This is a genomic window from Streptomyces sp. S.PNR 29 (assembly GCF_030386795.1).
GTDB lineage: Bacteria > Actinomycetota > Actinomycetes > Streptomycetales > Streptomycetaceae > Streptomyces.
In genome coordinates this window covers 105711-131523 of sequence record NZ_JANUQM010000017.1, presented here as the reverse complement: position 1 = coordinate 131523, position 25813 = coordinate 105711, and the positions used below count along the sequence as shown (strand labels likewise).

18 protein-coding genes and 4 pseudogenes are annotated in these 25813 nt (G+C 73.4%); 10 read left to right on the top strand and 12 right to left on the bottom strand.

The genetic code is table 11. The features are described from left to right. The 4 genes from NW895_RS35710 to NW895_RS35695 all read left to right on the top strand — a co-directional run bounded on the left by NW895_RS35710 (position 1) and on the right by NW895_RS35695 (position 5596). A complete protein-coding gene (locus tag NW895_RS35710; RefSeq protein ID WP_289941025.1) occupies positions 1-627 on the top strand; it encodes a YigZ family protein in 627 nt (208 codons plus the stop codon). A gap of 127 nt (positions 628-754) precedes the next feature. Next, a complete protein-coding gene (locus tag NW895_RS35705) occupies positions 755-1918 on the top strand; it encodes an exonuclease SbcCD subunit D (RefSeq protein ID WP_289941024.1) in 1164 nt (387 codons plus the stop codon). Beyond that, positions 1915-4908: an SMC family ATPase gene (locus tag NW895_RS35700; RefSeq protein ID WP_289941023.1), complete on the top strand. Its 2994-nt coding sequence runs from the start codon at positions 1915-1917 to the stop codon at positions 4906-4908. Before NW895_RS35705 ends, NW895_RS35700 begins: the two co-directional genes overlap by 4 nt. A gap of 169 nt (positions 4909-5077) precedes the next feature. Next, complete coding sequence (locus NW895_RS35695) at positions 5078-5596, top strand: immunity 21 family protein (RefSeq protein WP_289941022.1); 519 nt, start codon at positions 5078-5080, stop codon at positions 5594-5596. A 51-nt stretch (positions 5597-5647) separates the two neighbouring features. On the opposite strand, the gene NW895_RS35690 is transcribed toward NW895_RS35695, so the two are convergent. Both NW895_RS35690 and NW895_RS35685 read right to left on the bottom strand, forming a co-directional pair. Beyond that, positions 5648-7336: a DUF885 domain-containing protein gene (locus NW895_RS35690; RefSeq protein WP_289941021.1), complete on the bottom strand. Its 1689-nt coding sequence runs from the start codon at positions 7334-7336 to the stop codon at positions 5648-5650. A 63-nt stretch (positions 7337-7399) separates the two neighbouring features. Then, complete coding sequence (locus NW895_RS35685; RefSeq protein ID WP_289941020.1) at positions 7400-7894, bottom strand: Lrp/AsnC family transcriptional regulator; 495 nt, start codon at positions 7892-7894, stop codon at positions 7400-7402. 60 nt (positions 7895-7954) lie between these two features. On the opposite strand from NW895_RS35685, the gene NW895_RS35680 reads away from it, so the two are divergent. After that, a complete protein-coding gene (locus tag NW895_RS35680) occupies positions 7955-9232 on the top strand; it encodes a PLP-dependent transferase (protein ID WP_289941019.1) in 1278 nt (425 codons plus the stop codon). On the opposite strand, the gene NW895_RS35675 is transcribed toward NW895_RS35680, so the two are convergent. The 6 genes and pseudogenes from NW895_RS35675 to NW895_RS35650 all read right to left on the bottom strand — a co-directional run bounded on the left by NW895_RS35675 (position 9180) and on the right by NW895_RS35650 (position 18431). After that, positions 9180-10646 (bottom strand): GNAT family N-acetyltransferase, encoded by a 1467-nt coding sequence (locus tag NW895_RS35675; RefSeq protein ID WP_289941018.1) that lies wholly within the window; start codon positions 10644-10646, stop codon positions 9180-9182. The two genes, NW895_RS35680 and NW895_RS35675, sit on opposite strands and share 53 nt — an antisense overlap. A gap of 210 nt (positions 10647-10856) precedes the next feature. Beyond that, a complete protein-coding gene (locus tag NW895_RS35670; protein ID WP_289941017.1) occupies positions 10857-13532 on the bottom strand; it encodes a DUF6493 family protein in 2676 nt (891 codons plus the stop codon). Beyond that, positions 13529-14935, bottom strand: coding sequence for an SWIM zinc finger family protein (locus tag NW895_RS35665; protein ID WP_289941016.1), 1407 nt, complete (start codon positions 14933-14935; stop codon positions 13529-13531). The genes NW895_RS35670 and NW895_RS35665 overlap by 4 nt, the downstream gene beginning before the upstream one ends. A 142-nt stretch (positions 14936-15077) precedes the next feature. Continuing rightward, positions 15078-16664, bottom strand: coding sequence for an alkaline phosphatase D family protein (locus tag NW895_RS35660; protein ID WP_289941014.1), 1587 nt, complete (start codon positions 16662-16664; stop codon positions 15078-15080). Positions 16665-17088: 424 nt separating this feature from the next. Beyond that, positions 17089-17478, bottom strand: a pseudogene (locus NW895_RS35655) (GntR family transcriptional regulator); the annotation flags it as partial. 74 nt (positions 17479-17552) lie between these two features. Continuing rightward, the gene (locus tag NW895_RS35650) at positions 17553-18431 is read right to left on the bottom strand and encodes an alpha/beta fold hydrolase (RefSeq protein ID WP_289941012.1); all 879 of its coding nucleotides are present in this window, start codon (positions 18429-18431) and stop codon (positions 17553-17555) included. A 217-nt stretch (positions 18432-18648) separates the two neighbouring features. On the opposite strand from NW895_RS35650, the gene NW895_RS35645 reads away from it, so the two are divergent. Then, the gene (locus NW895_RS35645; RefSeq protein WP_289941011.1) at positions 18649-19533 is read left to right on the top strand and encodes an RNA polymerase sigma-70 factor; all 885 of its coding nucleotides are present in this window, start codon (positions 18649-18651) and stop codon (positions 19531-19533) included. Positions 19534-19779: 246 nt separating this feature from the next. Beyond that, positions 19780-20541: a GntR family transcriptional regulator gene (locus NW895_RS35640; RefSeq protein WP_289941010.1), complete on the top strand. Its 762-nt coding sequence runs from the start codon at positions 19780-19782 to the stop codon at positions 20539-20541. 33 nt (positions 20542-20574) lie between these two features. Here NW895_RS35640 and NW895_RS35635 read toward each other — a convergent pair whose 3' ends face one another. Both NW895_RS35635 and NW895_RS35630 read right to left on the bottom strand, forming a co-directional pair. After that, the gene (locus NW895_RS35635; RefSeq protein WP_289941009.1) at positions 20575-21729 is read right to left on the bottom strand and encodes an ROK family transcriptional regulator; all 1155 of its coding nucleotides are present in this window, start codon (positions 21727-21729) and stop codon (positions 20575-20577) included. Between the two features lie 285 nt (positions 21730-22014). Then, positions 22015-22203: pseudogene (locus tag NW895_RS35630) on the bottom strand (LuxR C-terminal-related transcriptional regulator); the annotation flags it as partial. Between the two features lie 102 nt (positions 22204-22305). Here NW895_RS35630 and NW895_RS35625 point away from each other — a divergent pair. The 3 genes and pseudogenes from NW895_RS35625 to NW895_RS35615 all read left to right on the top strand — a co-directional run. Beyond that, positions 22306-22664: pseudogene (locus NW895_RS35625) on the top strand (ABC transporter ATP-binding protein); the annotation flags it as partial. Positions 22665-22698: 34 nt separating this feature from the next. Next, positions 22699-23200: pseudogene (locus NW895_RS35620) on the top strand (ABC transporter permease); the annotation flags it as partial. Positions 23201-23241: 41 nt separating this feature from the next. After that, a complete protein-coding gene (locus NW895_RS35615) occupies positions 23242-23685 on the top strand; it encodes a hypothetical protein (protein ID WP_289941008.1) in 444 nt (147 codons plus the stop codon). Between the two features lie 97 nt (positions 23686-23782). Here the strand turns inward: NW895_RS35615 and mug are convergent, their stop codons facing one another. Then, the gene (gene mug / locus NW895_RS35610; RefSeq protein WP_289941117.1) at positions 23783-24331 is read right to left on the bottom strand and encodes a G/U mismatch-specific DNA glycosylase; all 549 of its coding nucleotides are present in this window, start codon (positions 24329-24331) and stop codon (positions 23783-23785) included. Then, a complete protein-coding gene (gene purB, locus NW895_RS35605; protein WP_289941007.1) occupies positions 24328-25770 on the bottom strand; it encodes an adenylosuccinate lyase in 1443 nt (480 codons plus the stop codon). Before purB ends, mug begins: the two co-directional genes overlap by 4 nt. Positions 25771-25813: the final 43 nt, after the last annotated feature.

The window sequence follows — 25813 nt, the reverse complement described above, 5'->3', positions numbered from 1 at the left end:
ATGCAGGACGAGTACCGCACGGTCGCCCGCGCGGGCGTGCACGAAACCGAGGTCAACCGCTCGCGCTTTCTGTGCGCCCTCGCCCCGGCGGCCACCGAGCAGGAGGCCCAGGACTTCATCGCCACGGTCCGCAAGGAGCACGCGGACGCCACCCACAACTGCTGGGCGTACGTCATCGGCGCGGACGCCTCGGTGCAGAAGGCCAGCGACGACGGTGAGCCGGGCGGCACCGCCGGCGTCCCCATGCTCCAGATGCTGCTGCGCCGTGACATGCGGTACGTCGTCGCCGTCGTCACCCGCTACTACGGCGGCGTCAAGCTCGGCGCGGGGGGCCTCATCCGCGCGTACGGCGGAGCGGTCGGCGAGGCCCTGGACGCGCTCGGCACCCGCACGCGGCGGCGCTTCCGGCTGGCCACGGTGACCGTCGACCACCAGCGCGCGGGCAAGGTGCAGAACGACCTGCGCGCGACCGGGCGGGACGTGCGGGACGTGCGGTACGGGGAGGCGGTCACCATCGAGATCGGGCTGCCGGATGCCGACGTGGACGCCTTCCGGGCGTGGCTGGCCGACGTGACGGCCGGGACGGCCGGGTTCGAACTCGGGGGAGAGGCCTACGGCGACGCGTGACGTCCGGACAGGACACGTGACGTTCTGGGCAAGCGGCGCGCAACGGACATGCGCGGGGGCCGTCATGACGTGGCGATACGGGAGTTACCACCCGTGATGTCAGACCCGGCCGTTAGTCTCGGGGATCATGAGGCTGCTGCACACTTCCGACTGGCATCTCGGCCGGGCCTTCCACCGGGTGAACATGCTCGGCGCCCAGGCCGAGTTCATCGGCCACCTCGTGACGACCGTGCGTGAGCGCGAGGTCGACGCGGTGGTCGTGTCGGGAGACGTGTACGACCGGGCGGTCCCCCCGCTCGCCGCGGTCGAGTTGTTCGACGACGCCCTGCACCGCCTCGCCGACCTCGGCGTGCCGACGCTGATGATCTCCGGGAACCACGACTCGGCCCGCCGCCTCGGCGTGGGTGCCGGGCTGATCGGACGCGCCGGCATCCATCTGCGCACCGAGCCCTCGGCGTGCGGCACGCCGGTGGTGCTGGAGGACGAGTTCGGGGAGGTGGCCTTCTACGGCCTGCCCTATCTCGAACCGGCCCTGGTGAAGGGAGAGTTCGGCGTCGAGAAGGCGGGCCATGAGACCGTGCTCGCCGCCGCCATGGACCGGGTCCGCGCCGACCTCGCCACGCGCGCGGGGGGCACGCGTTCCGTGGTCCTCGCGCACGCCTTCGTCACCGGCGGCGAACCCAGCGACAGCGAACGGGACATCACGGTCGGTGGGGTGGCCGCCGTGCCCGCCGGGGTCTTCGACGGCGTCGACTACGTGGCGCTCGGACATCTGCACGGCTGCCAGACCATCACCGAGCGCGTCCGCTACTCCGGCTCCCCGCTGCCGTACTCCTTCTCCGAGGCCGAGCATCGCAAGACCATGTGGCTCGTCGACCTGGGCGCCGACGGCTCGGTCACCGCCGAGCGCGTCGACTGCCCCGTGCCGCGTCCGCTGGCCCGGCTCCGGGGAAGCCTGGAGGAACTCCTCGCCGACCCCTCGTTCGCCCGGCACGAGGAGGCGTGGGTCGAGGCCACGCTCACCGACCCGGTCCGCCCCGCCGAGCCCATGGCCCGGCTCACCGAGCGCTTCCCGCACACCCTCAGCCTCGTCTTCGATCCCGAGCGGGCTCCCGACGACCCGGAAGTGTCCTACGCCCGCCGCCTCGCGGGCCGGAGCGACCAGCAGATCGCGGAGGACTTCGTCGCCCATGTGCGGGGCGCCGGGCCCGATGAGCGGGAACAGGCCGTGCTGCGGGACGCGTTCGACGCGGTCCGCGCGGACGACGCCGTGCGGGAGGTGGCGCGGTGAGGCTGCACCGGCTGGACATCACCGCCTTCGGGCCCTTCGGGGGATCCCAGACGGTCGACTTCGACGAGCTGTCGGCGGCCGGGCTCTTCCTGCTGCACGGCCCGACGGGCGCAGGCAAGACCTCCGTCCTGGACGCTGTCTGCTACGCGCTGTACGGCTCGGTGCCCGGGGCCCGCCAGAGCGGCCAGGGGATCGGCCTGCGCAGCGACCACGCCGCCGTGGGCACCCGCACCGAGGTGCGCCTCCAACTCACCGTGGCCGGGCGACGCCTGGAAGTCACCCGGCAGCCGCCCTGGGAGCGCCCGAAACTGCGCGGCAAGGGCATGACCGTCGACAAGGCCCAGAGCGGGCTGCGCGAGTACGACGCGGCGGCCGGGGCGTGGAAGGACCTCAGCCGTTCGCACCAGGAGATCGGCGAGGAGATCACCCAGCTGCTCGGCATGAGCCGCGAGCAGTTCTGCCAGGTCGTCCTGCTGCCCCAGGGCGACTTCGCCCGCTTCCTGCGCGCCGACGCCGAGGCACGCGGCAGACTGCTGGGCCGCCTGTTCGACACCCGCCGCTTCGCCGAGGTGGAAAAACGCCTCGCCGAGCGGCGCAAGGCCACCGAGACGCAGGTACGGGACGGCGACGCGGCGTTGCTCGCCGACGCGCACCGCATGCAGCAGGCCGCGGGCGACGCCATGGAGCTGCCGGAGCTGGCGCCGGGAGATCCGGGGCTGGCGGAGGCCGTCCTGAGCGCCGCCGCCGTCGCCCGCAGCACGGCTCGCGAGCAGCTGACCGTCGCCCACTGCCGCCTGGCTGCCGCCGAGTCCGCCCAGGCCGCCGCCGAACGGGAGCTGGCCGACGTACGCGAACTGAACCGGCTGCAGCGCAGGCTCGCCGAGGCGCGGGAGCGGGCCGCGCGGCTGGAGGAGCGGGCCGGCGCCCACCGGGAGGCGCAGGCCCGTATGGAGCGGGCCCGCAAGGCCGAGGCGGTGGCGCCCGCCCTGGACCTGCGGGAGTCCGCCGACGCCGAACACCGCAGGGCGGCCGCCGCCGAGGCACGCACGCGTGCCCTGCTGCCGGACACCTACGCGGACGCCGGGGCGGCCGGGCTCGCCGCCGGCGCACGCCGGGCCGCCGAGGAGCTGGGCGGCCTGGAGTCCGCCCGCCGCGCGGAACAGCGGCTGGCCGAACTGGTCGCGGAGCGCGACGGCCTGGACCGCCAGGAGCGGGCCGACGAGGACGCCCTGCAGGAGGCGGAGGCCTGGCTCGCCGGGTGGGAGGCGACCCGAGCGGGCCTCCAGGCCCGGATCGAGTCCGCCCAGGAGGCCGCCACCCGCGCCGAACAGCTGGCCGTGCAGCGCGAGCCCGCGCAGAAGCGGCTGGGGGCCGCCCGGCTGCGGGACCAGCTGTCAGGGGACACCGACGAGGCCCAGAAGCGGGCCCTCGACTCGGGCGAACGCGCGGTGCGGGCCAAGGCCCACTGGCTCGACCTCAAGGAACAGCGCCTCAACGGCATCGCCGCCGAACTGGCCGCGCAGCTCACCGACGGCGAGCCGTGCGCCGTCTGCGGAGCGACCGAACACCCCGCCCCCGCACGCAAGGTCGCGGGTCATGTCGACCGCGAGGCGGAGGAACGCGCCCTGGCCGTCTACCAGCGCGCTGAGGAACAGCGCGCCGAGGACGAGCGGCGCCTCGGCGTCGTACGGGAGGCGCTCGCCGCCGCCACCGCCGAGGCGGGGGACACGCCCACCGACCGACTGGCCGACGAGGCCGAGGAACTGGAGCGACGGTACGCGCAGGCGCGCGCCGAGGCCTCCGGGCTGCATGCCGCCCACGAGGAGCTGCGCCGGGCCGAGCGCGAACGCGACCAGCGGCTCGCCGCGCAGCAACAGGCCGCGGTCCGGGCAGCCTCCCGAGTGGGCCACCGCGAGCGGCTGGACCGGGAACGGGCCGCGCTGGAGGCGGAGTTGACGCAGGCCCGAGGCGCCGCCGGCAGCGTGGCCGCGCGGGCCGCACAGCTGGAGCGGGAGGCCGCGCTGCTGACCGAGGCCGCCGACGCGGTCCGCGCCGCCGAGGACGCCGCCCAGCGCCTCAAGGAGGCCGACGCCCGCCTCGCCGACGCCGCCTTCCGGGCCGGTTTCGACACCCCGCAGGCCGCGGCCGCAGCCCTCCTCGACGGCACGGCCCACCGGGAGCTGCAACGGCGCCTGGACGCCTGGCAGTCCGAGGAGGCGGCCGTCCGCGCCGTCCTGGCCGAGCCCGACACCGCTGCCGCCGCCCAGCAGCCGCCCGCCGACCTCGCGTCGGCCGAGGGCGCCGCCGCTGCCGCCGCCCAGCGGCTCCGCGAGGCCGCCTCCGCGCGGGACGCGGCCGACCGGCGCTGCGCCGAACTCGACCGGCTCTCCGCGCGAGCGGCCGCCTCCGTACGAGGGCTGGCGCCCCTGCGGGAGGAGTACGACCGGGTGGCCCGTCTGGCCGGCCTCGCCGCCGGTACCTCGGCCGACAACGAGCGCAGGATGCGCCTGGAGTCCTACGTGCTGGCGGCCCGTCTGGAACAGGTCGCCGCCGCCGCGACCGTACGGCTGCAGCGCATGTCCTCCGGCCGCTACACCCTCGTCCACTCCGACGACCGCACCGGACGTGGCCGCAGCGGCCTCGGCCTGCATGTCGTGGACGCCTGGACCGGACGGGAGCGCGACACGGCGACGCTGTCGGGCGGCGAGACGTTCTTCGCCTCGCTCGCGCTCGCCCTGGGCCTCGCGGACGTCGTCACGGACGAGGCCGGCGGGGTCCGTCTGGACACCCTCTTCATCGACGAGGGCTTCGGCAGTCTCGACGACCAGACCCTCGACGAGGTCCTCGACGTGCTCGACTCCCTGCGCGAGCGGGACCGCAGCGTCGGCATCGTCAGCCACGTCGCCGATCTGCGGCGGCGGATCCACGCACAGCTGGAGGTGGTGAAGGGACGCTCCGGGTCGGTGCTGCGGCAGCGGGGCGCCGGCTGAGGCGTCTCACCGGCCCAGCGTGCGGCGGGGCGGCGACGCTGGACGACGCTCGTGGAGGCGGCGGACCGCGGCTGCGACACCGCGTTTCACGTCGTGGGAGTTGAGTGAGAGTACGGGGAGGGTTGGAGGACAGGGACCCGTGCGGATTCCCTGCGTATAGGTTCGGCGCATGGTGCGATACGCGGAGCCGGGCGTGGCGGAGTGGGTGGAGTCGGGCGGCGGACCGCTCATAGCGGTACCGGAGGCGGTGCTGCCGTTCTGGACCGGGGCCGACGGCGAGGAGACGGCCTCGGACTACGACCGGGCCTGCGAGGTCGACGGGTCCGTAGGACTCCTCCCGGTCGGCGACTCCACGGCCCTGGTGCTCGGGGACGAGCCCGCCTCGACCGCCTTCCTCCCCGACCACGGCACCTTCGTACGGTGGTGCGCCGGGAACTCCGAGGACGAACTGCTGGCGAGCGTCCCGGTGGCGCTGCATGCGGCCGAGTGGGAGCCCGAGATCTCCTGGGACGTACCCGGCGCGGTGCTCCTGTTCGACGCGGCCTGGCCCGGCGACGACTCCACGAGCGCCGAGCACGTCCGGGTCGTCCTGGAGCCCGGCCGGTACGCCGTCCGCGCGGCCCAGGTGCAGCCCGGGCCGGAGACCTGGGTGGGCCTGGTACAGCTGAGACGGCTCGCGCACCGCTAGGGGGCATGGGGCGGCCCTCCGCTGCCGGCGGTGGCCGCCCCCTGACGCCCGCTACAGCGCCGACAACTCGTCCACCAGGTCGTCCAGACCGAGGGAACCCTGGGAGAGGGCCGCCATGTGCCAGGCCTTGAGGTCGAAGGCGTCCCCGTGCCGCTTGCGCGCGTTCTCCCGGCCCAGCAGCCAGGCCCGCTCACCGAGCTTGTAGCCGATCGCCTGACCGGGGATGGTCAGGTAGCGGGTCAGCTCGCTCTCCACGAAGTCCGCCGGGCGGCTGCTGTGCGCGCCGAAGAACTCCTGGGCCAGCTTCGGCGTCCAGCGCTCCCCCGGGTGGAAGGGGGAGTCCGCCGGAATCTCCAGCTCCAGATGCATGCCGATGTCGACGATGACACGGGCGGCCCGCATCATCTGCGCGTCGAGGTAACCGAGCCGCTGCTCCGCGTCCGTGAGGAAGCCGAGCTCGTCCATCAGACGCTCCGCGTACAGCGCCCAGCCCTCGGCGTTGGCACTGACCATGCCGACGGAGGCCTGGTAACGGGAGAGGTTCTCGGCCACGTGCACCCACTGCGCCAGCTGCAGATGGTGGCCCGGGACGCCCTCGTGGTACCAGGTCGAGACCAGGTCGTAGACCGGGAAGCGGGTCAGGCCCATCGTCGGCAGCCAGGTGCGGCCGGGGCGGGAGAAGTCCTCCGACGGGGGCGTGTAGTACGGTGCCGCCGCGCTGCCGGGCGGCGCGATGCGGGACTCCACCTTCCGTACCCGCCCGGCGAGTTCGAAGTGGGTGCCGTCGAGCGCCTCGATCGCGCGGTCCATCAGCCCCTGCAGCCACTCGCGGACCTCGTCGACGCCCTCGATGTGCTTGCCGTGCTCGTCGAGGTGCGCCAGCGCCACCCACGGCGTCTCGGCGCCGGGCAGGATCTTCTCGGCCTCCTCCTTCATCTCGGAGAGGAGACGGTGGAACTCCGACCAGCCGTACGCGTACGCCTCGTCCAGGTCGAGGTCCGTGCCGTTGTAGTAGCGCGACCAGCGGGCGTAGCGCTCCCGGCCCACCGTGTTCGGCGCGCCCTCGATCGTCGGCGCGTACACGTCCCGCATCCAGTCACGCAGCTCCACCACGGCCGCGGTCGCGGCCCGGGCGGCCTCGTCCAGCTCCGCGCGCAGCACCTGAGGTCCGGCCGCCGCGAAGTCCTCGAACCAGCCGCGCCCCTCACCCGTGTCCACCCACTCGGTGAGCTGGTCGAGGAAGGTGGCCGTCGGGCGCGGCCCCGCGTACAGCTTGCGCTCCAGGCCCAGAGCGAGGGACTCGCGGTAGCCCGCCAGCGCGGCCGGCACCGCACGCAGCCGCTCGGCGATCTGTGCCCAGTCCTCGTCCGTCTGCGTCGGCGTCACCGTGAACACCTCACGCACGGAGTGCGCGGCCGTGCCCATGTTGCCGACCGAGCGCAGGCCCTCGTCCGCCTCGTGCACGGCCAGCTCCGCGGTGAGCCGCTCGCGCAGCAGGCGGGCGCACCGGCGCTCGATGTCACTGTCCGCGCCCGGCCGGGCCTCGGCCTCGTCGAGCCGCGCGAGCGTGGCCCGCGCCAGCTCCGCCAGCGCCTCCTGGCCCGCGGGCGAGAGGTCGGGCAGACGGCTGGAACTCTCCTTCACACCGAGGTACGTACCGGTGACCGGGTCGAGGGCGACGAGCTCGTCGACGTAGGCGTCGGCGACCTCGCGGGGCAGCGGGCTCTTGGTCTCTGACATGCGGACCATCCTCGTACGCCGACCGGGGCCGCGTCAGCCTGGTTTACCAGGTCATGTACGGCGTCAGCCCGATTTCGCCGAGAGCGTGGCGGGCGGCAGCAAGGGCCCGCAGTCCCACTGCTGGAAGATCAGCCGGGTCTCCACGCGGGCCACCTCACGCCGCGCCGTGAACTCGTCCAGGACCAGCCGTTGCAGATCCGTCATGTCCGCGACCGCGACATGGACGAGATAGTCGTCCGGCCCGGTCAGATGGAAGACGGTCCGTGACTCCGGCAGCGCCCGGATCCGTTCCACGAACGGTCCCACCAACTCCCGCCGGTGCGGCCTGACCTGCACGGACAGCAGCGCCTCCAGGCCGCGCCCCAGTTTCGCCGGATCGAGTTCGAGCCGATGCCCGAGGATCACGCCCGAGCGGCGCAGCCGGGTCACCCGGTCCAGACACGTCGACGGCGCCACGCCCACCTGCGCGGCGAGGTCGCGATACGTCATCCGGGCGTCGTTCTGCAACAGCCGCAGCAGGTGGAGATCCACCGGATCCAGTACGACAGATTGGGACACCGGCCGAACGTAGCACGGTGTCCGGCCCCGATGACCCGGTCGGTGTTCACTCTTCCGCCCATGGACTCAGCGAGCATGCACGCGTCATCCGACGGCATACGCGTCACCGCGTCGAGAGCACTGGCCACCGAGGCCGTGCACGCAGGGCGGGACGACCTCGCCCGGCAAGGACTGCACGCCCCGCCGATCGACCTGTCCACCACCTACCCGTCGTACGACAGCCAAGGCGAGGCCGCCCGCATCGACGCCTTCGCCGCGACCGGGGCACCCCTGGAAGGTCCGCCCGTCTACGGGCGGCTGGGCAACCCCACCGTCGCCCGCTTCGAGACCGCCCTGGCCCGCCTGGAAGGCACCGAGGCCGCCGTCGCCTTCGCCAGCGGCATGGCCGCGCTGACGGCCACCCTGCTCGTACGGTCCTCGATGGGCCTGCGCCACGTCGTGGCCGTACGTCCCCTGTACGGCTGCAGCGACCACCTGCTGACCGCCGGACTGCTCGGCTCGGAGGTGACCTGGACCGATCCGGCGGGCATCGCGGACGCGCTGCGCCCCGACACCGGACTGGTGCTGGTCGAGTCCCCGGCCAATCCCACGCTCGCCGAACTCGACCTGCGGGCCGTCGCCCATGCCTGTGGGTCGGTCCCGCTGCTGGTGGACAACACCTTCGCCACGCCCGTGCTCCAGCGCCCCGCCGAACAGGGCGCACGGCTGGTGCTGCACAGCGCCACCAAGTACCTCGGCGGGCACGGCGATGTGATGGCGGGCGTGGTGGCCTGCGACGAGGAGTTCGCGGGACGGCTGCGGCAGGTCCGGTTCGCCACGGGCGGCGTCCTGCATCCGCTGGCCGGCTATCTGCTGCTGCGCGGCCTCGCGACCCTGCCGGTGCGGATGCGGGCCGCGTCCGTGAACGCCGCCGAACTGGCCCGCCGCCTCACCGCCGACCCGCGTGTCGCCCGCGTCCACTATCCGCGCATCGGCGGCGCGATGGTCTCCTTCGAGGTCCACGGCGACCCGCACCAGGTCATCGGTGGCGTCCGCCTGATCACTCCGGCCGTGAGCCTCGGCAGTGTCGACACCCTCATCCAGCACCCGGCGTCCATCAGTCACCGCATCGTGGACGCCACCGACCGCCGCGACGCCGGGGTGAGCGACCGGCTGCTACGGCTGTCGGTGGGGCTGGAGGACGTCGAGGATCTGTGGGCCGACCTGGACCAGGCGCTGGGAACGACGGCGGGGAACCGCACGACCGGCCGCGGCGCACCCGCAGCCGCCGGTCGGCCCTCAGACGCTACGGCGCCTCGGCCTTCCCGAAGCCATCCGCACGCGACAACCGCCCGGTGACCCCTACGGCGCCCTCCGGCTTTCCCAGCGGAGCGTCCAGGCGGGCCGTGATGACCAGGGTGCCCTCCTCGACCTGGTAGTCGAGGGGCAGTTCGAGGCCGCGCATGGCGGCGACCATGCCGGTGTTGGACGCCTGGGTCACCGCGTACACGCTCGTGCAGCCCGCCTCGGCGGCCATCGCCACCAGACGGCCGAGGAGTTCGCCACCGATGCCACGCCGCTGCCAGGCGTCCTCGACGAGCAGCGCGACCTCCGTTTCGTCCCCGTCCCACAGCAGGTGACCGAGCCCGACGATGCGCCCCGACGCGGTCTGCACGGCGAGCGTCCGCCCGAAACGGGGGCTCAGCAGGTGGTTCAGGTAGCGGTCCGCGTCACCGACCGGCCCGTGGTACCGCATCCCCAGCGTCCGCGCCGAGCACCGCTGGTGCATGGCCTTGGCGGCCTCCAGGTCGCTCGGGTCGGCCCGGCGCACCGTGATGTCACTGCCCTCGGGCAGGGTCAGCACGTCCTGGCCGGCGGGGACCCGCGGGCCGAGTCGCGCGTCCAGCTCCACCAGTGCACGCGCCCGGGCGAACTCGGTCGGCGTGAACGGCAGATACGGCCGCTCCACCGTGATCACTCCGCCTTCCGGCGCACGCAGCCGCATCACGGTGTCCTCCAGGGCCCCCTCCACCGGCACGGCGTCCGGCCCCCGGCCGCCGCCGGCCGGTGTGGCGGGCAGCGACCGGATCGTGCACCGGCCCAGCAACTGCCGTAGCGACAGCGGTAGTTCCGCAGCGTCCAGGGCGGTACGGGCGGCCAGCCCGAGCACCCGGGTCGGCGCGTCCACCAGATCGTGGGCGTCGGCCCGCTCGACCCAGGTGTCCGCACCGCCCGCGAGCGACACCGCCCGGGTGAGCTCGGCCCCCGCGAGCTCACCCGGGGCCCGCAGCAGGAACTCGTCCACGGTGCCCTCCGCCAGCGGATGCGTCTGCAGGCTGAGGATGTCGACCCGCCGCTCGGCGAGGGCCGTGCACAGCGCCGCCAGCGACCCCGGTTCGTCCTTCACCGTCGTCCGCATCCGCCACAGCGCACTCTCCTCGGCCACGACCTCGGACGCCTCCGGCGACGGGTCGGACGGCCCGGCCTGCCGCCCCGAGGACAGCGGCCGGGCACCGGTATGGTCCGTCGGCGGCGCATGACCGTGTCGCCGTGCCCACCAGATGTGGAACACCGCGGTGGCGACCAGGACGACCGCCGAAGACAGCAGCAGCTCCGGGCCCTCGGGGCCGTGCCCGACCAGGTTCGCCACGGCGTCCGCCACCGCCACCGCCGTGAACAGAGCGGCGAGCTCGACAACGTCCCGCCGCCAGTGGTGTACGGGACGACCGTGCCTGTGCTTCACAGGCGTCACATCAGAAACTTCTCGACTCATGCAGCCACTGTGAAGGAATGGTGTTGCGTGATCACGAACGCTTTGTGACTGATCGGTAAAGAGTGTATCTGCACCTTTTGTTGCTCTTTTTACAGATGTGTTGCAAGGGTGGGGGCGGAGGCCGAGTGCCTGGCGAACGTGCCTGCTCAGGCCCCGTGACACCCGGAGCGGGGTGGACGACCACCGCCCGATGACTACGTCACGTCTACGTCATGCGGCCACCTGCTCCACCAGCGCACTGCGCAGCCGACGGGCCTCGGCCACGAGCCGGGACGAGCCGCGCCGGGCCGCCGTCTGCGCCAGGTGCGGCAGTTCGCCCCGGGCCCCGGACCGCTCGGCGCACTCGGCGGCCACCGCCAGCAGGTCCCCGAGCCCGCGGGCGGGCGTGGCAGCCCCGGCGGTCGCGAGATCGGCGAGCAGCACGGGCAGGGTGTGGCGCAGCACGTCCCAGAGGGTGGCGTACGCCCCGGTGGCCGCGGTCGTCCGTGCCGACTCGGCGAGCCGAAGCGGCTTCACCGCCCCGCACCGCACCAACTGCCCGAGATCCGCGCCCAGCCGGGCCGGGTCGAGCCGACCGCGCGCCGCGAGCACCAGCAGGGCGTCCACGGCGGCGAGCCGGTCCTCCGGGTGCCGTGCGCCGAGCCCGTACGCCACGCACAGGTGCACGGCCTCGCCCGCCTCGCCGCCGGACTCGGCGAGCTGCGGCAGCACGGCGGCGGAGCCACGGGTGTCGTCCACGGCGACGGCGGACAGGTCGCACAGCATCCGGACCGCCACCAGTTCGCGCTGCTCGGGGAGCAGGGCGAGCCAGTGCTGTCGTACGGACTCGTCCCAGTGGGAGCAGTAGCGGTGTTCCGCAAAGCCCCTGACCGGCCGGCCCAGTGTGCGGAACTCCGGCGGGAAGTCTTCCTGCAGCTCCGGAACTTCCCCCAAATCGACCAGGATGCGGTCGTTAGAGGTCCGCTGAGCCGTCGGCAGCTCGGGAGCCCCGGAGGTGAGCCACCTGGCGAGCCGCGCTCCCTCCGCGGTGCCGAGAGCCTCCGCGCGCTCCGCGGCGGCGACGGCCGCCGTACGGTCCCCGCGCCGGACGCGCAGCAGTGCCTGGGCGAAATCGGCCGCCGATGGCCGGGCGCCCAGCCGGCGGTAGTCGTCGAGTCGCTTCACCAGGTCGTCCGGCTCCAGCAGGCCCGTGCTCCAGGTGGGCGTCGAGAGCAGGAACGGCAGCGGCTCCGTCCGGATCCGGTAGGCCACCTCCCACAGCCGCGCGTCGAAGGCCCGGGACAGCGGGCGGTGGACGCAGTCATGCGTCGCCGTCCAGCGCCGGGCTTCGCTGTGGAGCGTGGTGGTGAGGACCTTTCCGCACAGTGTCGCCAGGAGGAGATCGAGACCGAACTGCGCGTTGACCAGGCCGTGATGCCGGAAATAGTCGCTCTCGGGCCGCACGGACACGCTGTCCGCGTAGTTCGCGTAGTTCGCGTAGTTCGCGTTGTTCCACCAGCGGCGTGCGACCACCGGGCTCAGCGCCTCCAGCAGAGCGTCGCGGTTCCTGTGGGTGTGACGGACCAGTCCGTCCAGCGCCCGCTCGAACGCGGCCACGTCACCACCGGACGCCAGCAGCGCCCCTGTCTCTTCGGCGAGTTCGGTCGTCGACCCGGCAACGGGCGCGAGGCGCGTCGGCTCCGGCGCGGGCGGCAGCGTCTCCTCGTACACCACGGGCTCCGCAGCCGATGCCGCGACGCCCAGGGTCCGGGCTGCCCGATCCCGCAGGGCGGGGATCAACTGACCGGCGGCTGCCGCCAGTTCCTCGTGGATACCGGTCGCCTTGCCGGCATGGCGCTCCACCAGCTTCAACGCCCGCTCCTGTACCTCCGAGTCCTCGTGCCCGAAGGCCTGAGCCACGGCCGGCAGCAGTTCCCCGGCCGTGGACGCGTCCCGTGCGAGCACCTTGCCCAGCAGCACGAGCTGTGCGCGCACGAGCTTCTTCTCGGTGCGGAACAGCACGGCGCCCGACATCTCGGCCAGGTGGCGCGGCGGCAGGTCACCCTCCAGGGCGAGGGACCCCAGCACCGACTGCGCGTGCGAGGCCACCGTGGACGGGGCGTCCGAGGCGAGCGCCACCCAGTCGGCCGTCCGCTCCCGCTCCTCGCCACGGGTGAGGGCGAGAGCCTTCAGCAGACGCAGGAACACCCGGAGATCGGCGGGCGCGCCGCCCCGCAGCAGCCGGGCCACGCACGCCTCGACCATCGTCTTCCGGTCGAGCGCACCCTCGGCGGTGAGCTGCGCGAGGGCTCCGGTCCAGCTGTCCGGGCCGTCGCCGGACAGCCAGCCGAGCAGGGAACCGATGTCGGCGGTCTCGAAAAGGGCAGCCACGAGCTGTGCCAGATGCGGGTCCTGGCGGAGGCGGTCGCACACGGTGCCCCCTCGCTGCCAGCTGCCGCCGACGTGGATCAGCCAGCCCCGCACGTAGGCGTCCGTCGTGGGCACCGGGCAGCCGGAGAGCCGGACGAGACCGGCCATCAGCTCGTACGGCACCTGGGCGCTTTCCGGGCGCTGCGCCAGCCGGTGCGCCACGTCGGCCAGCCAGTCGCGGTCCCGGTCGCCCAGCATGTGGAGCAGCAGCGCGGGCGACGCCTGCGACCAGCGCATGTCGGCGGCCGCCAGCCAGCTCGCCACACCCGCCGCACCGGTCTGGCAGGCCGCCCCCGCCATGTGCAGGGCGGGGTACGCGCGGCGCGACTCCGCGTTCCACGGAGCCCCCCGCAGCTCCTTGCGGAGCGCCTTCAGCTCGGGGAAGGCGGAACGCCGCTCGGCGTCCGTCATCCCGTCCAGCAGACGCACCACCTCGTCCGTCCGCCCGGCTCGTACCGCATCCGTCAGAGCGCTCACCGCACACCCCCGTCGACCCGTACCGTCTCCCGCTCCACCGCGGCGCCCCGCCGCACCATCCGCACCGCCAGCGCGTGCTTGCACGGCCCACGCCCGCCCCGGTACCGGGCCCACCACAGGCAGCTGCAGCTGAGCACGCCCCCCTCGTCGCGCACCCGGTGCACGTGCCCGTCCTCGGCCGTCACCGTCCCGAGCGTGCCGTCCACGGTGACCGCGCCCGCCGCCACCAGATCGCGGGCCGAGCGCAGCCGTGGGTTGTGGCGCTCCACGCGCTCGGCGTCGTACGGCAGTTCCCGGTGGAAGTAGGCCGCCTCCGCCGTGTCGTACCCGACCCGGCCCGAGGTGCCCAGGCGGATCAGGGCGGCGCGGACCCGCTCGGCGCTCAGGCCCGACGCGGTGGCGAGGTCGGCGACGTCGATGCGGGGCTCCCAGCTCAGGAGCACCGAGATCAGCTCGGCGTCCGCGGCGGCCTCGTCGGTGGCGAGCGCGTTCAGGACACCGCCCTCGCCGGAGAAACCGCGGGAGGCGTCGGGGGACAGAGTGAGGGTGAGCCGCATGCCGGGCAGGACGGCCTCCCAGGCGGACGACGTGGCGGCGGAGCCGACGGCGGTGGCGGGGCCGTACACCCGCAGGGCCGTCGCGTGCCGCAGCACCCGCTGGAGCGCGACCAGCCGCTCCGGTTCGGGCAGGCAGACCGCGCCGGGCACGGCCCGGGTCGTCGGACGCAGCCCCCGCCCGGCAGGCACCACCCACCGCGGGTGCACGGAGGTGCCGCGGGTTCCGCCGCGCGACAGCGAGCGCAGGAACCGTACGGCCTCGGCGGCGGGCAGCTCGGCCCGCAGGTCGAAGCCGGCCGCGATCACCTGGGCCTCCGCGAAGCCGCGCAGCCACCGGTCCGGCAGCGGCACCTTCTTCTCCACGACCGGACCGTCCAGCGTGGTCACGGCCATCTCCTCCGGCCCGACGCGAAGATGCAGCGGGTCGTCCCCACCGATCCTCGACAGTGCCTCGCGCAGGGGATTGTTGACGTCGACGTTGGTCGTGCCGTGTCCCACCTCGTCACCGTCGAGGCCCGTTTCCAGCACGTCCAGACGCGCGTACACCCCGCCGCAGCCGGAGAAGGACTCGAAACGCAGCCGGTCTCCGTTGCCCGTCACCACCGGGTCGAGCAAGGCGCGCAGCTGCCGCTGGAAGTAACGCGCGGCCGCCACGTCCGCCACCGCGAGCAGGCCCGCCGAGGCCACCTGAGGAGAGGTCAGGAAACCGGAGAAGAACCGCGGATGGTCCACGGCACCCGAGGGCGTCGAGCCACCGGAGGTTTCGAGCCCCAGGAGTGCTCCACCCGCCGCGGAGGTGAGCACGGAGGGTCGTCGATAGGCCACGGCCTGCAAGGATCGCGTCATGGAGAAGACCGTAGAGGCGACCACTGACAATCGGCCCTGACCTGCAAAAAACGCCGTGGATGGCGGCGAGTTGGCGGCCGTGTGCACGTGCCGCGCACCGGGGGATGACGCCGGCGCGCGGCCACGTCTCAGGCTACGGGAGTCACTGGCCGACCCGGCCCGGCTGCAGCACCTGCGTGAACAGCACGGTGCCGTCCTGCTCGCGCAGCCGTACCGTCATCTCGCCGCTGTCGCCGTCGATGTCGACCTCGCCGAAGAACTGGTAGCCGCCGGCGGGCGAGACGTTGGAGGCGGTCGGCGCCTTCACGAACACACGCTCGGGACCGAAGGTGCCATCGAGCGCGCTCGCCGGGAAGGCACCGGCGTTGAGCGGGCCGGAGACGAACTCCCAGAACGGCTCGAAGTCGGTGAACGCGGCCCGCGACGGCTGGTAGTGCTGAGCCGAGGTGTGGTGCACGTCGGCCGTCAGCCACACGGTGCCGGTGATCCGCCGGTGCTTGATGTGCCGCAGCAGCTCCGCGATCTGCAGCTCACGCCCGAGCGGCGCGCCCGGGTCGCCCTGCGCCACGGCCTCGATGTTCTTCCTGCCCTCGGTGGTGTCGGGGACGACCAGGCCGACCGGCATGTCGGCGGCGATCACCTTCCACACCGCGCGCGACCGGGACAGCTCCCGCTTGAGCCACTCCAGCTGCTCCCGGCCGAGGATGCCCTGCGGGTCCACGGTCTGGTCGTCGGGCGAGTTGGCGTTGCGGTACGTCCGCATGTCGAGCACGAACACGTCGAGCAGCGGGCCCTGCCGCAGCACCCGGTACACGCGGCCCTCCCGCGCGCCCGGCCGCAGCGTCGAGATCGGGAAGTACTCGCTGAACGCGCGCCGGGCCCGTCCGGCCAGCACGTCGATGCTCTTCTCGGTGTAGCGGGTGTCGGTGCCGGCGATCATCTGCCCCGGGTACCAGTTGTTGCGCACCTCGTGGTCGTCCCACTGGACGATGGACGGCACCTGGGCGTTGAACCGCCTGAGGTTGTCGTCGAGGAGGTTGTAGCGGAAGTTGCCGCGGAACTCCGCCAGGGTCTCGGCCACCTTGGACTTCTCCTCGGTGGTGATGTTCCGCCAGGTGCTGCCGTCGGGCAGGGCCTGCGTCGCCGCGATCGGGCCGTCCGCGTAGATGTTGTCGCCGCTGCAGAGGAAGAAGTCGGGGTCCAGCCTGGCCATCGCGTCGTAGATGCGGTAGCCGCCGAGGTCCGGGTTGATGCCCCAGCCCTGGCCCGCCAGGTCGCCGGACCACAGGAAGCGCACCCCGCTGCGCCGGCGTGCGGGGACCGTGCGGAAGGTGCCGGTGACCGGCTCACCGGTGCGGCGCGGGTCGTCCGGATCGGCGAGCAGCACGCGATAGTGGACCTGTTCACCCGAGGGCAGCCCGTGCAGCCGGGTCGTGCCGGTGAAGTCCGTGTCCGCGCCCAGCAGCGGACCGTGCCATCTGCGCGGGTTGCGGAACGACTCGGTCGCGGACGTCTCGACGATCATCCGGGCCGGGCGGTCGGAGCGCACCCACACCAGCCCGGAGTCGGAGGTCACGTCCCCGGTCTGCACACCCCAGCCCGCCTTGGGGCGGCCGGACAGGGCGAACGCCGGCGCCGCGCCGAGGGCGGTGGGCAGGGTGAGGGCCGCCGATGCGGCGAGCGAGCCGCGCAGGACGCCGCGGCGGCCGGGGAACGGACGGTGTGACATGGATGCGCCTCCAGGGACGGGATCCGGCCAATGTGCAGTGCCACACCTACTGGTACGGCGCTGCGCACACGGAAACCCCAAGTGAACAACTGGGCGCGGGGACAGGGGAACAGGCGCGCGCCGGACGCGCGACGGCAGGCGGCCAGCCGTGGACGGCCTCGGCCATCAGCCGTACACCCTCCCGGATCCGCACCGGCGACAGATGCGCGTGCCCCAGCGCCAGCCGCACCTCCTGGTCCTCCTCCCCGGCCTTCCCGTCACCGGCACGCGCGTGTACTCCGCCAGGGGACGCACCGCCACTCCGGCCGCGGCCACGCGCGCGAGGAAGCGCTCCTCGGGGCGTAGAGCCCGGGCAGTGCGGCCGATGACACGCAGTCCAGCGGCGATCCCGGCGACCTCGGTGCCGGGAAAGGGCTCCTCCTGGTGCGGCCGCCCACGCGGAGCGGGGGAACAGCGATACGTCCGGTGCCCCGGGCACCCAGCCGATACGGGCACCGGGGGAGCGCGGCGCGAGGTCACGCGGGCTCCGGCGGGCGGCCCGGACGGCACCGCTCACCCAGGTCCCCGCACCCCGGTCGCCGCGCAGACAGCCCTCCGCCGTCACCTGCTCGTACGCCTCCGTCACCAGCCCGCGGGACCCGCCGAGGTCGGCGACGAGATCCCGGCCCGACGGCAGCCGGGTCCCCGGTGCGAGCCGCCCCGAGCGTCACGCTTCCCGCAGCGCCGCCTGCGGTGACCGGCCACGCGCGCGTGCCGGTGCCGAGGCGGCCGGGAGCGGCAACTCACAGGCGGCGGTCCGGGCCCCGGAGCGCAGGGGGCCACCCGGACCGGGCTGTGCCGACGCCGTGGAAGGGGACCTTGGACGCCGGGTGCTGACCGCGTCCTGCCCTACGACACGGCGGTGCTGGGGGAAGTCCTGGAAGCACCGGCGTCCTGCTTCCGGCTGCCGTCGAGGATCACGCGGGCGACCAGGGCCGGGTCGTCGTTCATCGGGACGTGACCGCAGCCCGGAAGCCGTATCAGCCGGGCGCGCGGAATGACGTGCTTGGCGCGGACGCCTTGCCGGGGGACGAGGAGCCGGTCCCTGTTGCCCCACGCCACGGTGACGGGTACTCCGGACACGTCGTCCGTGAACTGGACGTCCCTTCCGGACCGGAGTGTCTCGTGGAACCCTTCGGCGCGGGCCAGCGCCAGCGTCTCGGCGACCACGGCCTCGGGCGAACGGCGGCCCGGGCGGGCGTAGATGGTGCTCGTCAGGACCGCACGGCCGACCGCCGTACGGGACAGCAACTCGACCAGGGGCAGCGGCAGGCGCTGGGCGGTGTGCCGCATGCCCATCAGAACGCCGAAGGCATACAGCCGTTCGGCCGGTACCCAGAACCCGGCCGGAGACAGGGCCGTGACGGAACGTACGAGACGGGCGCTGCCGAGGTTCAGCGCGAGCAGCCCGCCGAGCGAGTTGCCCGCCACGTGCGGTCGCTCGATCTCCAGTGCCACGCAGAACGCGCCGAGCGCGGCGTTCATCGTCGCCAGGTCGTGGGCCATCCCGTCGGGCAGGGCGGGGGACTCGCCGCATCCGGGCAGGTCCACGGCGATCACATCGCGCTCGGCGGCGAGGAGGTGCACCACCGGGTCCCAGGCCTGACGGTGGTGGCCGATGCCGTGCAGCAGGAGCAGCGGCTCGCCGGTGCCCACGCGCGCGTAGGCCAGGGTCATGCTCCGTGGGCCGGACGGAGAGGGGACCTGGAAGGAGACGGTGCTGGACATGGTGCTCCTCGTCGGGGCTCGCAGGCGTTCGTGGCGTAGACAGAGTGTCAGCAAAAGCTACCGCCGGGTAGCCCCTGGTTCCGGTGAATTGCGGGCCGCGCGCCCCTCGACGTGCCCCGCGCACCTGCGGGGCACGTGAAGGATCTCACCTGTCCGGCCGGCGCCCCGGCCCTGATTCCGCCTGGACACGTCCGCGGGCGTCCGCTGGGATGGAAAAGTGACCACCGACATCGCGACCGACGTCTTCGAACAACACCGTCCCGTCCTGGTGGGCGTCGCCTACCGGATGCTGGGGCGCGTGGCCGACGCGGAGGACGTGGTCCAGGAGGCCTGGCTGCGCTGGGCCGGCGCCGACCGGTCCGCGGTGCGCGAACCGCGCGCCTACCTGGTGCGGGTCACGACCCGCCTCGCCATCGACCGGCTGCGCCAGATCAAGGCACGCGGTGAGACGTACGTCGGCCCGTGGCTGCCCGAGCCGTACGTCACCGACTTCGGTGACACCGTGCCGGACACCGCGGAGCGGGCCGTGCTCGCCGACTCCGTCTCCCTCGCGGTCCTCGTGGTCCTGGAGTCGCTGTCGCCGCTGGAGCGGGCGGTGTTCGTCCTCAGGGAGGCCTTCGGTTATCCGTACGCCGACATCGCCGCCATGCTCGACCGCGCTGAGCCGGCGGTGCGCCAGCTCGCGGGCCGGGCCCGCAAGCACGTCGACGAGCGGCGTCCGCGCTACGAGGTGGACCCCGCCCAGCGCCGCGACCTCACCGAGCGCTTCCTCGCCGCCGCGGCGGACGGCGACCTGGAAGGGCTGATGTCGCTGCTCGCGCCGGACGTCCGCCTCGTGGGCGACAGCGGCGGCAAGGCCAAGGCGCCGCTGCGGGTGCTGGAGACCGCCGACAAGGTGGGCCGCTTCCTCGTCGGCGCCACCCGCAAGAGCCTGCCGGACCTGTCCGTCCGTGTCCTGGAGCTCAACGGCGGGCCCGCCGTGCTGGCCCTGTCCGGGGACAAGCCCGACGCGGTCTTCCAGCTCGACGTGGCCGACGGGCGCATCCAGGCGGTGTACATCATCCGCAACCCCGACAAGCTGCAGGCCCTGGCCCACGTATAGGCCCGGTCCACCGTTCGGCCGAAGCCCCCGTTTCGTGACGGAGGCTCTGCCGCGGTGTCACGAACACGGCCCTGTACGAACGTCTCGTGAACGCTGCGCGGCACCGCGCCCGGGCGGTGCTCCAGCGATCGAGGATTGGTCTTGACCAAGGGTGAGGGCCGCCTTATGGTCGCAGATAAGTGCAACAACCTTTAATAAACAAGGGCGCGAAAAAGCCGCCGGACCACGGCGATTGCGGAGGACAGGGTGGGGACCACGCAGTTGGAATCGGTGCCGGAACCGAAGTACTGGCACCTCAGGACCGTGCTCAGCGAGGCGCTGGACTCGGAGTTCACGGTGGGCGAGATCCTGCCCAACGAGCGTGACCTCGCCGCCCGCTTCGGCGTCGCCCGCGCCACGCTCCGCCAGGCCCTGGAACAGCTCGAACTGGAAGGCCGGCTGCAGCGCCGCCGCGGTGTCGGTACGACCGTGGCGCCGCCCCGTGTCGGCGTGGCCGTCGGCACCGAGCAGCACGCCTGGCCGGGAACGGCCGGGGACGACTGGCAGCCCGTCGACAGCACCCTGGCGGCTCCGCCCGCCGCCGTCGCCGGCGTGCTGGGGACCGACGGCGACGAGCCCGTGCACACCGTGCGCCGTTCCCGGATGACGCATGGCCAGCCCGTGGCCGCCGAGCTGCTCTACATCCCGTCGTCGTCGGTGCCCGACCTCTCCGCGATCGACGCCCCGTCCGGGGCGGCACGCGCGCGTGCCGTGCTGCGCGAACTGCAGCGCCTGGAGCTGGAGCGGCAGGAGAACGCCGTGGAGCTCGGCTCGGCCCGCGCGGACGACGCCAAGGAGCTGGACCGCCTCCCCGGAGCGCCCGTCCTCGTCGTCACCACCCGCTACGTCGCCGAGGGCCGCGTCGCCGCCCTCTCCGTCGCCACGTACCGGGCCGACACCTGCCGGCTGACCTTCGGCGACTCCGGTGGCGTGGAGATCCACCACGGCCCGCAGAGCCGGGCCTCCTGACCGCAGGCAGTCGGTGCGCCGCCGGCCTCGCCGTCAGCGGCCCGTCACCGTGCCCTCCACCGCGAAGAGCTGTTCCTCCACGTGGTCGAGGGCCAGCCGCAGCGCGCCCGTGGCGACGGCGGCCTCGCCGAGCAGCGAGAGCGTCACCTTCGGCGGCCGCAGGCAGTAACGGGCCAGCTCGGCCCGCAGCGGTTCGAGCACGCCGTCCAGCCCGGCCGCCCAGCCGCCGATGACGACCAGCTCCGGGTCGAGGGCCAGCGCCAGCGCCGCCACGTCGTGCACCAGACGCTGGATGAAGCGGTCGACGGCCGCGCGGGCCCGCTGGTCGCCCTCGCGGGCCCGCGCGAACACCTTGGCGACCGCCTGCTCGTCGAGCGGGTGCAGCGGCTCGTCCGTCGTCGACAGAAGTCTCTCCGGAGCCGCCTCCCGGCCCAGCAGATGCAGCGCACCGATCTCACCGGCCGCTCCGCCGAACCCCCGGTGCAGCCGCCCGCCGATCAGCGAGCCTGCGCCCGGGCTCAGCCCGGCCAGCACGAACACCACGTCGTCGGACTCGGTGGCGGCCCCCTTCCAGTGCTCGGCGACCGCCGCCGCGTTGGCGTCGTTCTCGACCAGCACCGGGCACTTGAAGGACCGGCTCAGCCGCTCGCCCAGCCGCAGTCCCGACCACTCCGGCAGCGCGGTACCCAGCCGGACCGTGCCGTCGGCCTCGACGATCCCGGGCGTGGCGACCCCCACCGCCCGCAGCGAGCCGCGCGCCACACCCGCCCGGCGCAGCAGCTCGGCGACCGCGGTGCGCGACCGCTCCAGGCGCTCGTCGGCACAGGCCGTCTCGTCGACGTCCCTGGCCTGGGCGCCGATCACCCGGCCGTCCAGGTCGGCCAGCAGTGCGGCGACGCGGTGCGCCCCGATCTCCAGACCCAGCAGATGCCCCGCCTCGGCCCGGAACCGGAACCGCCGCGCGGGCCGCCCCTGGCGCCGGGCCGCGCCCTCCTCGGCCGCCTTCTCGACGACCAGACCGGCCTCGATGAGCCCCTCGACGACGCCCTCGACGGTCGGCCGGGACAGTCCCGTCACCCGGGTGATCTCGGTCAGCGTGGCACAGTCCGTGGCACGCAGCGCGTGCAGCACCACCGCGGAGTTGATCCTTCGCAGCAGCGAGGGATCCCCGCCGGTCAGCCGCCCCACCGTCCGTCCTCCCAGCTCGTGCCCGTGTTGGCCGGATGGTACTCGGGACGGCGGACCCGGGCGAGGGCCGACCGCCCCCGACGCGACCGGCCCGCTCAGCCCGGCGGGACCGAGGCGGGAGCGCACCGCCGACCCTGCCGGTCCAACCCCCTGCTGGGGCGGCACACAGGCCCCGGGCTCGCCCGAGCAGGCCCCCGGCCGGCCCGATCCGAACCCCGGCCCACCGACGCCACCCCCGAGCCCCGCGCACCCGGCGGATCAGCCCGGCGTCACGAACCCCGACTCCTACGCAGCGATGACTGCCTGCGTGCGGTCCCGTGCCCCCAGCTTCGCCAGCAAGGCGCTGACATGCGACTTCACCGTCGCCGTCCCGACGACCAGCCGAGCGGCGATCTCCGCGTTCGACAAGCCGCGCGCCATCAGCCGCAGCACCTCGCCCTCCCGCTCGGTCAACCGGGCCCGCTCCACCACCGCCCATCCGGTACCTCACGGGACACCGGGCCCGGAACGGTCTCCAGGGGCCCGACCGCTCGGCGTCGATCTTGGCCCCCGAGGCCCGCGCGGACTCCAGAAGGCGATACCGCCTCCTTCGCCGACCACCTCGTGGTCCTTGGCCGAGGCCGCCTGCTGGCGGACACCCCGATGCGGGAGTTCAACACCGCGCGCGTGCAGCCGAGCGTGCGGATCCGCACGACCGATCCCCTCGCCCTCAAGCCCTCAAGAGCGTCCTCGCCCGGCACGGTCACGACGCCGTGCAGCACGACGACGGCCACTGGACCGTGCCCCACGCGCGCGTGGACGACATCGGGCTCCTCACGTCCGCGGCAGGAGTGCAGCTCCTCGAACTGGCCGCGGAGGAGGGCACCTTGGAGCAGGCCTACCTGGACCTGACCGCCGCCGAAGCCGAGTTCACCGCACAGCGCCAGGAGGCCTGACCATGCCGTTCGCAGCCATCCTCCACTCCGAGAGGAGTTCCACAGGGGCGGGCTCCGGCTGTCGCTCGCCGCGGTCCCGCAGCGCGGACGGTGGTTCGCGGCCAAGGTGACGGCCATCGCCGTACCGGTCCTCGCGGTGGGGTGGGTGACCGCCTTCGCGGCGCTCGTCGCGGCGCGCGTGGGCATGGGTTCCGCAGCGACCGGGCTCACGGTCGGCGAGCAGGTGCGCGGCGTGGTGGGCTGCGGGATCTGTCTGATGCTGATGGCCCTGTTCGCGGCCGGACTCGCGGTCCTGCTCCGCAGCGGTGTCGGCACACTCTCGATCATGATCCCCTTCATCCTCATCGTCTCGTTCGTGATCCGGACCCGTGGCAGGCGGTGCGACCGACGTCCTGCCCGACAAGGCGGGGCAGGTGGTTCTGTACGAGTCGTACGACGGCCCCCTGGGGCCGTGGACGGGCCTCGCGGCGACCGCGCTCTGGACGGCCACGGCGCTCGTGGCGGGTGCCCGGAGCCTGCGGCGTCGGGACGCCTGACCCCCCGCCAATTGTCAGTGGTCGGCGCTTTACTGGATCACATGGACATCGCGCAGTACCTCGCCACCATCGACCTGCTGTGCACGCGGGGCTTCCCCGCGGAGCACGGCAGGACGGATGCCGGCACGGGAGGACCCGGGTACCTCGTCGCCGAATTAGCGACGAGCGGCGACTTCTGGGAGGACGACGGGACGGAGCGGGAGGAGACGGAGGCGCAGTACGAGTGCGACAGGGACGGCTTGAGCGAACGACTGGCCGAGCGTTGGGGACGGCCGCAGGTCTTCAGCCTGGCCAGTGTCTTCGTGCGCGCGCAGAGCGGCGAGGACATACCCGAGCCGTGGGCCTCGCTCAGCTCCCACGTGCCGGACCTGCACCTGTGGAAGACACCGGAGTCGGGCCGCTGGGTCGCCCTCGGCGTCTCCCAGTGGGACAAGGAGCTCCCGTTCCAACTCCTGGCCGTCGTCACGGAGACAGACCCGCCGTGACGGGCTCGGGTGTGGTGTGAAAGCACCGACCGCACCGCACGACGATGTCCGACTCGGCGTGCCGATGCTGCAACGAGGTCGCCGGCAACCGCACCAGTCACAGCCCCTCGGCCGCTTCCCGCAACCGCCCGAACTCCTCCGCCATCGTCTGCGCCGTCCAGTGCGCGTTCAGCCCGCTCGGGTTGGGCAGCACCCACACACGGGTGTCCCCGATCATCCGCGCCTGCGGGCCCACCTGGGCCTTGCGGTCGCCGAATGCCGCCCGGTACGCGGTCACGCCCACCACGGCCAGCCAACGGGGCCGCAACCGCGCCACCTTCAGCGCCAGTTGCCGGCCGCCCTCCCGGTACTCCTCCGCCGTCAGCTCGTCGGCCCGCGCGGTCGGCCGCGCCACGACGTTCGTGATGCCGAGCCCGTAGGACAGCAACTCCCGTTGCTCCGACGGCCTCAGCAGCCTCGGCGTGAACCCGGACAGGTGCAGCACCGGCCAGAAACGGTTGCCGGGACGGGCGAAGTGGTGGCCTGTCGCCCCCGTCATCAGACCGGGGTTGATTCCGCAGAACAGCACGTGAAGGCCGTCCGCGACGACGTCCGGCACGAGACGGTCGCGGGCGGCCTCCAGTTCCTCCGGTGTGAAGCGCGTCAGAGGATCGCTCCCGGCGTGTAGCCCGCGGCCTCCGGGTGCTGCTTCACGATCTCCTCGATGCGGCCGACGATCAGGCCGACCTGGTCGGCCGCGGCCCCCGTGAAGGACAGCTTGTCGGCCATCAGCGCCTCCAGCCGGGCCCGGTCCAGCGGGATGCGCTCGTCCGCGGCCAGCTTGTCGAGGAGGTCGTTGCGCTCCGCGCCCTGCTCACGCATGGCCAGCGCCGTGGCCACCGCGTTCTCCTTGATCGCTTCGTGCGCGACCTCCCGGCCGACGCCCGCGCGCACCGCGCCCATCAGCACCTTGGTGGTGGCGAGGAACGGCAGGTAGCGGTCCAGCTCACGGGCCACGACCGCCGGGAAGGCACCGAACTCGTCGAGCACGGTCAGGAACGTCTCCAGCAGGCCGTCCAGCGCGAAGAACGCGTCCGGCAGCGCGACCCGGCGCACCACCGAGCAGGACACGTCGCCCTCGTTCCACTGGTCGCCCGCCAGTTCACCGGTCATCGAGGCGTACCCGCGCAGGATCACCATCAGGCCGTTGACGCGCTCGCAGGAGCGGGTGTTCATCTTGTGCGGCATCGCGGAGGAGCCGACCTGGCCCGGCTTGAAGCCCTCGGTGACCAGCTCGTGCCCGGCCATCAGCCGGATCGTCTTCGCCAGCGAGGAGGGCGCGGCCGCCAGCTGCACCAGCGCGGTCACGACCTCGTAGTCGAGCGAGCGCGGGTAGACCTGGCCGACCGAGGTGAACGCCTGGGAGAAGCCCAGGTGGTCGGCGATCCGCTGCTCCAGCTCGGCCAGCTTCGAGGCATCGCCCCCGAGCAGGTCCAGCATGTCCTGCGCCGTGCCGACCGGGCCCTTGATGCCGCGCAGCGGATAGCGGCCCAGCAGCTCCTCCACCCGGCCGTACGCGACGAGCAGCTCGTCGGCGGCGGTCGCGAAGCGCTTGCCGAGGGTCGTGGCCTGCGCCGCCACGTTGTGGGAGCGGCCGGCCATGACCAGCTCGCGGTACTCACCGGCCAGCTTGCCCAGGCGCGCCAGCACGGCGACCGTGCGGTCCCGCATCAGCTCCAGCGACAGCCGGATCTGCAGCTGCTCGACGTTCTCCGTCAGGTCGCGGGAGGTCATGCCCTTGTGCACGTGCTCGTGCCCGGCGAGGTCGTTGAACTCCTCGATCCGTGCCTTCACGTCGTGCCGCGTGACCTTCTCGCGCTCCGCGATGGAGGCCAGGTCCACCTGGTCGAGCACCCGCTCGTAGTCGGCGAGCGCCGCCTCCGGCACCTCGATGCCGAGATCCTTCTGAGCCCTCAGCACGGCGAGCCAGAGCTGCCGCTCCAGCTTCACCTTCTGCTCGGGCGACCAGAGCGTGGCGAGCTCGGCGGAGGCGTAGCGTCCGGCGAGGACGTTCGGGATGCGGGGCTTGGCGGGCGCAGAAGTCACGTGTATGGATTCTACTGGCGATTCCTGCAGGCCAGCGCCGCGG

Excerpts from the sequence above, each read along its gene's own strand:
- NW895_RS35710 (WP_289941025.1), top strand. The coding sequence starts at position 1 with ATGCAGGACGAGTACCGCACGGTCGCCCGCGCGGGCGTGCACGAAACC.
- NW895_RS35705 (WP_289941024.1), top strand. The coding sequence starts at position 755 with ATGAGGCTGCTGCACACTTCCGACTGGCATCTCGGCCGGGCCTTCCAC.
- NW895_RS35695 (WP_289941022.1), top strand. The coding sequence starts at position 5,078 with ATGGTGCGATACGCGGAGCCGGGCGTGGCGGAGTGGGTGGAGTCGGGC.
- NW895_RS35690 (WP_289941021.1), bottom strand. The coding sequence starts at position 7,336 with ATGTCAGAGACCAAGAGCCCGCTGCCCCGCGAGGTCGCCGACGCCTAC.
- NW895_RS35680 (WP_289941019.1), top strand. The coding sequence starts at position 7,955 with ATGGACTCAGCGAGCATGCACGCGTCATCCGACGGCATACGCGTCACC.
- NW895_RS35675 (WP_289941018.1), bottom strand. The coding sequence starts at position 10,646 with ATGAGTCGAGAAGTTTCTGATGTGACGCCTGTGAAGCACAGGCACGGT.
- NW895_RS35665 (WP_289941016.1), bottom strand. The coding sequence starts at position 14,935 with ATGACGCGATCCTTGCAGGCCGTGGCCTATCGACGACCCTCCGTGCTC.
- NW895_RS35660 (WP_289941014.1), bottom strand. The coding sequence starts at position 16,664 with ATGTCACACCGTCCGTTCCCCGGCCGCCGCGGCGTCCTGCGCGGCTCG.
- NW895_RS35650 (WP_289941012.1), bottom strand. The coding sequence starts at position 18,431 with ATGTCCAGCACCGTCTCCTTCCAGGTCCCCTCTCCGTCCGGCCCACGG.
- NW895_RS35615 (WP_289941008.1), top strand. The coding sequence starts at position 23,242 with ATGGACATCGCGCAGTACCTCGCCACCATCGACCTGCTGTGCACGCGG.